This window comes from Pseudodonghicola flavimaris, assembly GCF_030164425.1.
GTDB lineage: Bacteria > Pseudomonadota > Alphaproteobacteria > Rhodobacterales > Rhodobacteraceae > Pseudodonghicola > Pseudodonghicola flavimaris.
The window spans coordinates 73,400-85,291 of the sequence record NZ_JASNJD010000025.1; the positions used below are offsets into that span (position 1 = coordinate 73,400).

The following is an 11,892-nucleotide window of genomic DNA, read 5'->3' on the forward strand; positions in this document are numbered from 1 at the left end:
CAACGCCAGTGCCGACCAGGGGGAAGGCTTTCCCCTCCCGGCTATTCACCAGGGGGTTTAAAGACTAGAACTGGATATCTCTGGACGTCGTGGGAGCAGGCTTGAAACGCTCGATCGGCGCCCCCCCAATTGAATTGACGGAACGAAGTTTTGAGAGCGCTACCGCAATGGGAATTCAGCATCTATGCGCTGTCCCTCCCCAAGGGGCATGGGTTCGGAATACGGCCCCCTGTCGGCGCATGGCTCAGCGAAGACGGTCTCTCATGTGGCATTCTCAGGCGTGATCTGAATGATCGCTCCTATGGGATGCTGGTCATGCGTCGGCGAACCGACCAAGTCTGGACTGTGACGGCCGAGCGTGAAGGCTATGCCGCTGAAAAGGAAGCCCTCGCCCAGTTGCCGCCTCTCCTGAAAGACGGAGAGCCTCCGGAACCTGTTCCCTCGGGCGTCATGCAGCGGCCCGCGCTCTATGATCTGGAAGGAAGGACGGCGAGCGACGTGTTCGCGACGTTGACGCTGCCGTCCCATCGCCCCGCGGCATGGACGCTCAACCAGCTCTATCTCGCGCTTCCAAAGCCAGATCGAAACTGGGCAGGAGATTGCCAGACGAACAACTTTCACACGCGGTTGTGGGAAGCGCAGCTGCTGGCCACGTTTCGTGAGCAGGGATTGCTCGTGACCCAACCATATGAGTCCCCGGATTTCCGCATCGAGAACAGGCTTGGCGGTTCGGCATGGGTGGAAGCCGTGACGGCCAATCCGGCAGATCCTTACAACCATGTGAACGCGCCGCCGAGCGCCTTGCCGGCCGACCGGGAGGAGGCGTTTTTCGGCGCCGGAGCTTTGCGCTTTGCCAAAACAATCGGCAACAAGCTTGCTCGCAACTACGATCAGTTGCCGCATGTAAAGGGTCAGCCCTTCGCCCTGGCGATTGCGGACTTTCAGGCACCGGCATCGATGATCTGGAGCCGGGAAGGACTGATTGGATATCTCTATGGCGAGGGCGCAGAAGAGGTTGAAATCGACGGGCGCATGCATGCGCGTCCGACGAAGGCATCCCACCTCAAGGGCAAGGCCAGATTTCCCGCCGGCCTGTTTGCCTATGCGGGCCATGCCGAACTCTCTGCAGTTATCTTTTCGAACGCGTGTTCGATGGCCAAGCTCAACCGCGTTGCGGTATCGGGTCAGGGCGCGCCGCGTGGACTGCGATACATGCGGATTGGCAACTTCTATGACAGGACGCCGGGCGCTCTCAGGGGCATCCCTTTCTGCCTGGATGTGACCAGCGATGAATATCGCAACCTTTGGGCGACAGGGAGTGAACCGTGGTCGGCTGAAATCGAGGTCTTTCACAATCCGTTCGCGCACCACCCCTTGCCATTTGAGCTTCTGCCGGAGGCAACACACTGGTTCGACCAGGACGGTGAGACGGTGTGTCGAAGTTTTTACGAAACCTCGATCCTTTGGTCCCAGACACTGATCCAGAACGACACGGACCCACCGCCAACTCTGGAGCAACTGATGTCGAAGGGTCCAAAGGCGTGAAAGGCATCATGCCGAATGCACCGAAGATGCTCGCATTCGATAACCCGAGGATGTTTGCGCACGACCACCTGGGCATGGGCTCCTGTCCCTTCACGCGCTTCAGATGATCCCCCGACCCAGCGTGCCCATCCGATTTGCGCTCTATGCTATCCGTCTCCCCGACAACCGGCTGCGCGCCCTTCTCCCATCTCTGCGATCGTGTTTCACTCCGGGATCATGAACACGGCGTTTCTCTTGATAGCGATGTATTCCGGGCGACCGATCATTCCTGCGGAGGATGTCGCCAGGGATTTTTTTGGTCTGAGTACCGACAAGTTCATCCGCAAAGTCTCGGCGGGTTCCATTTCCCTGCCCCTCGTCCGCATGGAAGCGTCGCAGAAATGCGCCAAAGGCGTCCATATCGACGATCTGGCCGAGTACCTCGACAAGAGGCGGGCTGCAGCGGTCAAGGAATGCCTGCAACTGCAGGGGCTTCGGTAAGCGTGTTCCATCTGAAAATCGCCGAAGGCCAGCCTGCTACGCACGGCACGAAGCCACCCCCTTCTTCATCTCGCTCAACAGCACGGATTGAATTCTGTCAGAAAACTGCGTATATTTCTGACAGGAGAAAGATCATGCAGCACCTTGCAGAACAGATATTGACCCATGCAGAGGGACTTCCGGAAGGGGCGCCACTTGCCGCAAAGGGCCTGCTGCACCTCGGCAGCCGTGCCGGTGTGGATCAGGCCTTGTCGCGCCTTGCCGAGCGCGGCCAGTTGATCCGTGCCGGGCGCGGGGTTTACCTGCGACCGATCAAAAGCCGGTTTGGCACGCGCGCTCCGTCCGTGGAACAGACGGTGGAGGCCCTCGCGGCGCAACGTGGCGAAGTCATCGTTCCAACTGGCGCCGCCGAAGCGAATGCACTCGGCCTGACCACGCAAGTGCCTGTTCGCTCCGTGTACCTGACCTCGGGTCGCAGCCGCACGCTCTCATTGGGCAAACAACTCGTGGAACTGCGCCACGCCCCCCGATGGCAACTCGCCCTCGGGAAGAGGCCGGCTGGCAGTGCTGTTCGCGCTCTGGCCTGGCTTGGGCCGGAACAGGCAGAGACAGCTCTTAGATTGCTGAAGCAGAAACTGCCCGCAGCGGCGTTTGACGAATTGGTAACCGCCGCGCCGCAGTTCCCGACCTGGCTTGCACGCAGTGTCGGAAGGGCGGCGCATGCCTGAGCCCTTCCTGTCTTTACCGTCTGCAGACCGCAAGGAGGCCCTGGCCGTAGCGGCAGATCGCTCCGGGCGGCCCGCGCACCTGCTCGAAAAGGACGTCTGGGTTGTCTGGGCCCTTCAAACCCTCTTCGGTTCCGAGCTTAGTGAGCACCTCGTTTTCAAGGGCGGAACCTCCCTTTCCAAAGCCTATGGGGTGATCCAGCGCTTCTCTGAAGATGTTGATCTGACATATGACATACGGGCAATCGCACCTGATCTGGTGGGAGAACGCGCCGAAGCCCTGCCAACCACGCGCAGCGAGGAAAAGCGCTGGTCGAAAGCTGTCCGGGATCGATTGCCGAAATGGGTCGTCGAAACGACGCAGCCCTTGATCCAGGACGCCATTGCAGCGCAAGGGCTATCGGCCTCGACACGGGCAGATGGCGACAAGCTTTTCATCGATTACGAGGCCGGCTCTTCTGGCTCCGGTTACGTCGCCCCCAGCGTCATGCTGGAATTCGGCGCGAGGTCGACGGGCGAACCGGCGAGCCTGCGTGACGTCGCCTGGGACGCGAACGGGCTGATCGATGGCGTGACTTTTCCGACCGCGACCCCGCGCGTGATGCATGCCGAACGAACCTTTTGGGAGAAGGCCACGGCGATCCATGTCTTCTGCGTACAGGGACGGCTCCGCGGGGAGCGCTTCGCGCGCCACTGGCATGACCTGGTCCGCCTCGACGATGCAGGCATCGCGGATGTGGCCATTTCCGACCGTGACCTCGCCTCTGCAGTGGCGCGGCACAAGCGTATGTTCTTTCCGGAGAAGACTGCAGACGGAATACCCGTGGACTATGAAGCCGCGGTTCACGGCCGTCTGCAACTGGTCCCAAACGGAGAGGCTCGTACCGCGCTCGCGGCCGATTACGCGCATATGGTCGACGACGGTCTCCTGCTTGAAGACGCCGAGCATTTCGACGACCTCATCGAACGTTGTGCATCCATTGCCGAGCGCGCAAAGCTCGCAGCAAACAATCAGCACATCCGCAACTGAACAGGTGGGCATACAGACTTCACGCCAGATAGCAGAGATCCGATGATCTTGGCAATGTCACGTCTTGACGCAATGCCAAGGGTCGTTTTGACTTCAAATCTGTATTTCATCCTGCATCCGAGGCGCGCGTGCGACGAACGTCAAAGACCGAATTTCTCAGAGGGTTAGGCGAATATAATCCCGGCGCACATGGGCCTTCGGGAACATCCTCAGAGCGGCAAAGACTAAAAGAAAAAATCGCCGCATATGATGCTCAACGCGGCGGCGTTTGGAACTACGAAGATCTCTATCATATCCTGACTATGATCCTGAAAGGATACCCCGTAGATAAGGCGCGCGACACGATTGCGGCCTTGGATGGGCCTGGGGAAGCCGCTGCAAAACTAGGAATATTTGACGGAATCTGCGGATATATTCCAATTGGTAAGGCAAATTTCATCGAACGTGAGCGACGGACCATCGCCTTCGGCAAACATGAAGTCGACATTTCACCTGACTTTAGCTTCAAGGCAAATCAGGAAATTTTCGAAGTCTTCATTTATCCCTATAAGTCACCTCCACTCAAGCAGCAACAGAGGCATGCGATCGTTAACGCCATTGCCGCGACCGAGAGGAAAGTCCCGCATTTCTTAATTTTGGCAGAGTACCCAGAACTGTCCGGGATACGAAAATTCAGAGCAGAAACCTTTGATTTTCGTTACAGAGTTACTGAAGAGGGCTTCATAAAACACATGGAAACCTTCTATGATCTCCTCGACGAACGATCCAAAACAGGAGATTTATTCGGAGGATAGTGCATGGGCGACGATCGTGTCTGCCGCACTTGCGATCCCCCACCGCATGACCCGCCGCCTCAGAACTTTAGCTGAAAAGTTGTTGACGCACCCCAGTCACTTCATGAAGCAACAGGCCACTATCGCATAATTTCGATGGAGGATGGCATGGTGGCCCGCAGGAAGAAACGTGCCACAGAAACTTCACTATCGAGCAACCTCTCGCGCCCAGAGTCCAATGAAATTTCCCTTACTGTTCAATACGCAAGCGCCAGGCTCACGTGATCTATGTCAGGGGTTCGATCTTGATTAAAATTCTTCACACTGCTGACGTCCATTTGGACTCTCCCCTCAGGTCACTGGCCTTGCGCAACTCGGACCTTCGCGACGCGGTTGCAGCAGCCTCCCGGTCCGCTTTCCGCGGACTGGTCGATTTCGCCATATCCGAACAGCTCTCCGCAGTCCTGATTTCCGGCGATCTGTTCGATGGAAAAGAGCGCAGCGCAAGAACGGGCGCCTTCCTGATGGCCGAGCTTGATCGCCTTGGCGATGCGGGGATCAAAGTTTTCTACATCAAAGGCAATCATGATGCCGAGAACCCGATCACCGGAGCGCTTGATCTGCCTGCCCAAGTTCACGCTTTCGATGCACGCGGCGGCATGGTGCCGCTGACAGACGACATCGTGATCCACGGTGTCAGCTTCGCGGACCGTCACGCGCCCGACAGCCTTCTGCCGCGGTTCAAACCGCCGGTTCCGGGCGTGGTGAATATTGCCATGCTGCACAGCTCGCTTGGCGGTGCGGCGGGTCATGATATCTATGCCCCCTGCAGCCTCGCCGATCTGGCCGGCATGGGGTTCGATTATTGGGCGCTCGGCCATATCCACAAACGGCAGGTCCATTCGGCCGCACCCTGGATTGTCATGCCCGGCACCCCGCAGGGGCGAGATATAGGCGAGTCCGGCCCAAAATCCGCGACGCTGCTGACCATCGATCAGGGCCAGATCGATATTAGCGAAGTACCCAGTTCGGTCGTGGAATTCGCCCAAAGCGAACTGGATGTGACAGAGACGGAAAGCGACGAGGCTCTGCGCGGGCTGCTGAAGTCCCACCTGAGTGCGATGCGCAACCAGATCGCGGCGCCGATCGGCGTTATCCGACTGATCTTGACCGGAACGCCGAAGCGCCATTGGCAAATCCTACGGGATCGCGATGTCTGGATCGAACAGGTGAACGAGCTTGCCCAGGCCACCGGGGATCTCTGGATCGACAAACTCCTGTTCGACCTGCCGCCGCCGGACGCAACCGAAGGCGCAAGCGGCGCCGCCGACGAACTGGCGACGATCATGGCAACGATCCGCGGCGAGCCCGGCTTTGCCGCCCTCGCCCGCGACGAGGTCGAGACCGTCCTGCAGGAACTGCCCGTTACCCTGCGCGACCGCTTGCTGCCGGATGAGGCCGCGCGCGATGCGATGGTGGATAAATTGACCAAGGCCGGCGCCGACGTCGTCCTGGCCCAGATGAAGGGGGCCGGACACTGATGCGGCTCCAGCGCCTCTCCCTTGATCGTTTCGGCCATTTCACCGACCGGCACTTCGACTTTGGCTCGGCCTCCGATGGCCATGATTTCCACATCATCTATGGCCCGAACGAAGCCGGAAAAACCACCACGATGGAAGCCGTCCTACGGTTATTCTACGGCTTCCCGCTGCGCGAGGGCTATGCGTTCAAGCATCCGCGCAATAACCTCCAAGTCTCGGCCAGGCTGGACATCGACGGTGTCTTGCGTGATTTCACGCGACTACCGACGCGCAGCGGATCGCTGGTCGACGCGACCGGCACCCCGCTGCCCGAGGCTGCCCTCTCCGCCCATCTCGCGGGATTGTCCGAAGAGGATTACCGCCGCCTGCTCTGCCTTGACGACGAGACAATCGAACGCGGCGGCGAAGAGATCGCAAATGCCGAAGGGGATATCGGGCGCCTGCTCTTTTCCGCTGCAGCGGGCGTGGCCGACCTGAGCACCGTTCTGGATCAAGTCCGCGAGCGGGCCGACGCGCTATGGAAGAAACGCGGACGCACCACCCACATGGCCGAATTGAAACGCGCCTTGGCCGACGTTGAAAAAGAGATCAAAGACCGCGACGTGACCGCCAGCGCCTGGAAGGCCCTCAAGAAAGATTTGCGCAAGGCACAAGAGGCCGAGCGGGAGGCGCGCAAGACGCGGGATGCGCTGAATCTGACGAAGGCGCGCATGGAGGCGCAGCGGCGTGCCCTGCCCCTGATGGGCGAGATCCGGGACCTGGAACAGGCGATTGCCTCTTTCGCGAGTTATCCCGATCATCTGGATTTCGATCCGGAACGGCTGATCGAGCTAAACAGAGACCGTGGGCTGGCCACACAGAATATCGCACGCCTGACCGAGGAGATCGCGAACCTCAGGGAAAATCGCGACGCCGTCGCCTTGGATCCGAAGCGTCTTGAGCTTTCGACCGCGCTGGCAGCGCTGGAGGATCTCGCCGCGCGGGATCGAACCGCACAGCTCGACCTTGACAGGCGCGAGGACGAACGGCGGGCCGCGGAGGCATCGATGAAGCAGGCTGCATGGGATCTTGGGGTCACCTCGCCAGACGTCGATCTGCAAGGGCTGGTCCTGTCGGGCGCCGATATTGCGTCTCTGGAGAGCGCCAGGGAAGCTTTGCGCGAGGCGATTTCCCAAGAAAAGATCGAGGCGCGCGAAACCGCCGAATTGAAAGAGCGGGTGATCGCCGCGACCGAAGCCATGCAGGATGGCGCGCCCGCGGATGAGGAACGCCCACAGGTAGCAGATATTCTGCTGCGCTTCGATGCGGAGACCCTCGCCCCTGCCTACGCCGCAGCGCAACAGGCGATCGCGGATATGAAGATCAAGGCGCGGCGCTCCCTGGCTGCGCTCTCATTCGCAGGCGTCACTTTCGATCACCTACCCGCCTGCCCGACCTCCCGTCACCAGGCAACCAACTGGGCCGAGCGCCATCAGGACTTGCTTCACGACCTGCGCACGACAACGGCAAAGCGCGACGAGCATCTGGAGGATGCGGAGGCCCGCGGGGCTCAGGCCAAATCACTGGCCCGGGACGCGAAGCTCATCTCGGATGCCGATGCCGAGGATCTGCGCGCGCGGCGCGATGCACGCTGGGCGGAGCATCTTGCCGCCTTGGACAGACAGACCGCCGCCGACTTCCACGAGGCAATGCAAGGGCATGATATCGCTGCCGAAGCGCGATTGGCGCAGTCCCGCGAACTGGCACAGCTCCGCGAAATCGGCCAGGCCGAAGCCCAGGCCCGCGCCCGTGCGGCTCAGACCGACAAACGCCTGGAAACCCTTCGTGAAGAACGCACCAATATCGAGGCCTCGGTCAGCGCGGCGGCGGCTCAGGTTGGCCTTCCAGACAGCATCACGGCTGCGGAATGGTTGGACTGGCGGCGAAGTCACGAGGCGGCCAGCGAAGATGCCCAGGCCCTGCGCGATACCGAAGAGACCAATCAATCCACCCTCCAACGCGCCGACGCCCTACTGGCCGAGCTGGCCCGGACCCTGCCCTTTCCCCCGACAGATCTGACCGGCGCCCTGGCGGCGGCCCGGCGTCAGGCCGAGGACGACCGCAAGCAAACCGACGCCCATACAACGGCCGAGGCAACCCTGCGACAGGCGCAGCGGGATCTTGCCCGGCGCGAAGAGCGTTACGCAAAAGCGTTTAAGGCAAGGGAGGATACGAAGAAGACCTGGCGCGCACTGGTCCACGACCTCCTCGGAGTGGCATTGCCCCCCGAACGGCTGGAGGCATCGCTGGAGCCCCTGCGCGCTTTGCGCGAACACGAAAACACACGGGCCGCGGCCGGGCGCCGGATCACAACCATGCAGGCGGACCAAAAGCAGTTCACCCAGGAGATCGACAGCCTGGCACGCGCCCATGGGCAGGAGCCTCACGCAACGGCGGCAAAGACATTCGCCGCCCTCAAAACCCTGGCGGAAAAAGCGCGCTCGGCCACTGAGACGGGCCGAAAACTCGACACCGCGATCGAGACGGCCGAGGCCGATCTCGTCGAACACAAGGATCGACAAAACGCCATCGACCAAGAGGTCGCGACCATCGCCATGCTTTTCCCCGATACGACCACCCCGGGCGATATCGGCGCCCTGCGCGAGGCCGCAATTCGCACGCAGAAAGCAATCGACAACCGCGCCGCGCTGGCGAAAATCACCCGCCAGGTCCTGGCCGAACTGGGCACGACCGACATCGAGACAGCCCGCGCCCAGCTTGCAGAGACCTCAGTTGCCGCATTGGAGGGCGAACTCGACAGCAACCGATCCGATCTTGCCCATGCCGAGGAAGAGCTGACCCTCGCCATTCAAAACCGCACAGCCGCCGAATATGCCCTAGCCGAGGTGAAGGGAGACGACACGGTTGCGGAATTGGTCGAGCAGAAAGCGACGCTGGAACTGCAGCTCGAAGAGGCTGCCTTGGAGCATCTCGAACTTTCCCTGGGCCATCACCTCGCCTCCGACGCCATCCGGCGCTATCGCGACAGCCATCGCAGCGGCATGTTGACGGCCACGGAAGACTGCTTCGCCAGTCTCACGCAAGGCGCCTATCCGACGCTGAGTACCCAGATCGACAAGGAGTCCGAGATTTTGCTCGCCGTCGATGGCAATGGGGTCAGCAAGCGTGCGGCCGAAATGTCCAAGGGCACGCGCTTTCAGCTATACTTAGCTCTGCGGGCAGCGGCCCACGAACAACTTGTCGCGCAGGGCACGAGGCTTCCGTTCTTTTGCGACGACATCTTCGAAACCTTCGACGAGGCGCGCACCAGCGCCGCCTGCCGCGTCATGGAAGCCATCGGCGCGCGCGGCCAAGCGATCTACCTGACCCACCACCGCCACGTGGTCGAGATCGCAAAGAGCGTTTGCGTAACGCCTCCGGTCATTCATGAACTTTAAGACATCGCGCCGAGGAGAGTTGATTTGAGTACTTGGAATGCTCGCCGAGAGGCCTGGAACCCGCAGAAGGAAGACGCCCGGAATATCGGGGATGTCGACTATGGCCGGGTGATCCATTCGGCATCATTCAGAAGATTGCAGGGCAAGACCCAGATCCTGAATCTCGGCGACAGTGACTTCTATCGCACGCGCTTGACGCATTCCTTGGAAGTTGCTCAGATCGCGGGAGGGCTCGCAGTCCAGCTCGCGCGCAGTTTCCCCGATCACTCGGCAACGGCAAGTCTCCCGGACCGCAGCCAAATCCATGCGATCGCCTGCTCCCACGACCTGGGCCACCCACCATTCGGCCATGGCGGTGAAGTCGCACTGAACTACTGCATGCGCGATGCGGAAGGGTTCGAGGGCAACGGCCAGACCCTGCGTCTCCTGGCACGGCTCGAAAACTTCTCTGCCGCTGCGGGGGCCAACCTGTCACGTCGTTCCATGCTTGGCGTCTTGAAATACCCTGTTGCACTCTCAAGGTTGCGCAACCCCGAATTGCGCCCGCGGTTGCAGGCGGGCCCTTCGGTTCTGCAAACCATCGACTTGAAAGCCTCGACTCCGCCAAAGGGATATCTCGACAGCGAAACCGACGTCGTCGACTGGATTCTCGAGCCGCTCGGCAATGCCGATCGGGATGCCTTCACGTTGATCGAAAAGCGCGAAGGCAAGCATGCCCGCACTCTCCACAAGTCTCTCGATTGCAGCATCATGGATCTCGCGGACGATATCGCCTACGGGGTCCATGATTTGGAGGATGCCATTGCACTTCGGCTCGTCACAGAGCGCCAGTTCCGCGACCTCGTTCCCGAGGAATCCTGCAAGATCTTTGTCGAAGAAAGGCGGCTGAAGGGCCCCACCGAGAGCAACGCCCCATACGAGGCCATGGTCGACGGGCTGTTTGGCGACAGCAACACGCGCAAGCGCTGGATCAGCCGGTGGGTCAATCATCTGATTACACCCGTCCGTTTCATCGAATGTCCCGAATTCCAAGACCCCTTGCTCCGCTGGCGCGTCGAGATTCCAGAAGGTCAGGCCCGCTTCCTCAAGGCCCTAAAAGAGCTCGTAATGCAGGTGGTTATTCGCAGTCCGGGCGTGCAACATCTCGAATTCAAGGGGCAATCCATGGTTGTCTCGGTCTTTGAAGCCATGCAATCAGATCCAGAACGTTTGCTCCCGCGCGATGCGCAAGCGAAATTCGACGCAGCAGATGGCGACCTCCGGCACATCAGCGATTTCGTGGCCGGTATGACAGACACCTATCTGCTCAAGACCTATGAAAGGCTGTTCGAGCCGAGGATGGGCTCAGTGTTCGACAAGCTTTAGTGAGCACTGTCCCTAGGGCGATGCTCAACCGCTCTAGCGGCCGCGTCGAAGTTCAAGCGCGATGGCCTGCTTAAAAGCGCGAGGCCCGCGGGGAGCTACACAAGTTGCGGGGACATCATCTGGGTATCTCCCGCGACAGGCGCCGGGAACCACTCTCCCAGGCCTCAACCCGTCGCCGTGAAACCGGTCAAACTGGTACCCTTTCTGGCAAACGATGCTTAGTTGTTGGACTCCCACGCCTGTAATTCATCGGTGTTGACCTGCGCTCGAAAATGGCAGATGTTGATCTCGGCCTTTCTCGCAGGCCGGTGTGCCCGCCATGCGAAGCTTTGCAGCGACCTTGACTTCGAACAGCAGACTTCATGCCATCGGCGGGTCTGATTAGCAGCGGGCACCTAGTCGGATCCAGCTTGGACATGGATCATGACAGAGAACGACAAGCTTAAAACATTGAAGCTCTTGGCAAAGCGTTGCGCCAGAGCGATGGGGCAACCGCAACATGTGGCACTCGACTTTGTTGCCAATCGTTTGGGCTTTCCTCATTGGAACGCATTGACAGGAAGCGCCAATAGAGAGTGGACCCCATCCGAAGCACAAGTCGCCTCAATCAAGGCGTTTGTGGAACGCATTACTTCCTACGAAGGCGCGGCCTTTGACCATGTATTCGGAGGGCCCAATGCAATTACTCGGGGAGATGTAAGGGGGCATCCATACGAGTTGAAGACAATGCTCGGCGACGTTTATATGGAAGGTGAGGGCTGGCGAATAGTGCTGCCAGAAAACCCCTCGGCGGCCCCTAATGTCGAGATAGACATCAGCCACGCCCAGACCAGCCCGATAAATGATCGAGTGCTGCTTGCAGAGGCGATCGGAATGGTAGTGTCCCGGGAGATGGTGTAGGAACTGGCGTCCACCTGCTTCTTCATAGCTGGTGCTGCTCGTTCACTGCGCGGCGATCATCGTCGCCGCGCCGGTATCGTTGCACACGGCCGTCAG

Annotated in this window: 9 protein-coding genes; all 9 read left to right on the forward strand. The window is 60.2% G+C overall.

Features of this window, described 5'->3' with window-relative positions; genetic code table 11:
• Window positions 1-306: 306 nt before the first annotated feature.
• The 9 genes from QO033_RS22520 to QO033_RS22560 all read left to right on the forward strand — a co-directional run bounded on the left by QO033_RS22520 (window position 307) and on the right by QO033_RS22560 (window position 11,796).
• The gene (locus QO033_RS22520; RefSeq protein ID WP_284483117.1) at window positions 307-1,545 is read left to right on the forward strand and encodes a hypothetical protein; all 1,239 of its coding nucleotides are present in this window, start codon (window positions 307-309) and stop codon (window positions 1,543-1,545) included.
• Window positions 1,546-1,761: 216 nt separating this feature from the next.
• Entirely contained in the window at window positions 1,762-2,025 is a 264-nt protein-coding gene (locus tag QO033_RS22525; RefSeq protein WP_284483118.1) for a pyocin activator PrtN family protein, read from the forward strand.
• 2 nt (window positions 2,026-2,027) lie between these two features.
• Window positions 2,028-2,753: a DUF6088 family protein gene (locus QO033_RS22530; RefSeq protein WP_456107300.1), complete on the forward strand. Its 726-nt coding sequence runs from the start codon at window positions 2,028-2,030 to the stop codon at window positions 2,751-2,753.
• Window positions 2,746-3,780 (forward strand): nucleotidyl transferase AbiEii/AbiGii toxin family protein, encoded by a 1,035-nt coding sequence (locus tag QO033_RS22535; protein WP_284483119.1) that lies wholly within the window; start codon window positions 2,746-2,748, stop codon window positions 3,778-3,780. The genes QO033_RS22530 and QO033_RS22535 overlap by 8 nt, the downstream gene beginning before the upstream one ends.
• A 128-nt stretch (window positions 3,781-3,908) precedes the next feature.
• A complete protein-coding gene (locus QO033_RS22540) occupies window positions 3,909-4,574 on the forward strand; it encodes a hypothetical protein (RefSeq protein ID WP_284483120.1) in 666 nt (221 codons plus the stop codon).
• Window positions 4,575-4,858: 284 nt separating this feature from the next.
• Window positions 4,859-6,094, forward strand: coding sequence for a metallophosphoesterase family protein (locus QO033_RS22545; RefSeq protein WP_088624545.1), 1,236 nt, complete (start codon window positions 4,859-4,861; stop codon window positions 6,092-6,094).
• Window positions 6,094-9,531, forward strand: coding sequence for an ATP-binding protein (locus tag QO033_RS22550; protein WP_284483121.1), 3,438 nt, complete (start codon window positions 6,094-6,096; stop codon window positions 9,529-9,531). Before QO033_RS22545 ends, QO033_RS22550 begins: the two co-directional genes overlap by 1 nt.
• A 24-nt stretch (window positions 9,532-9,555) precedes the next feature.
• On the forward strand, window positions 9,556-10,896 hold the full coding sequence (locus QO033_RS22555; RefSeq protein ID WP_121062043.1) for an anti-phage deoxyguanosine triphosphatase: 1,341 nt from the start codon (window positions 9,556-9,558) through the stop codon (window positions 10,894-10,896).
• 423 nt (window positions 10,897-11,319) lie between these two features.
• Entirely contained in the window at window positions 11,320-11,796 is a 477-nt protein-coding gene (locus tag QO033_RS22560; protein WP_284483122.1) for a hypothetical protein, read from the forward strand.
• The last annotated feature ends 96 nt before the right edge of the window (window positions 11,797-11,892 follow it).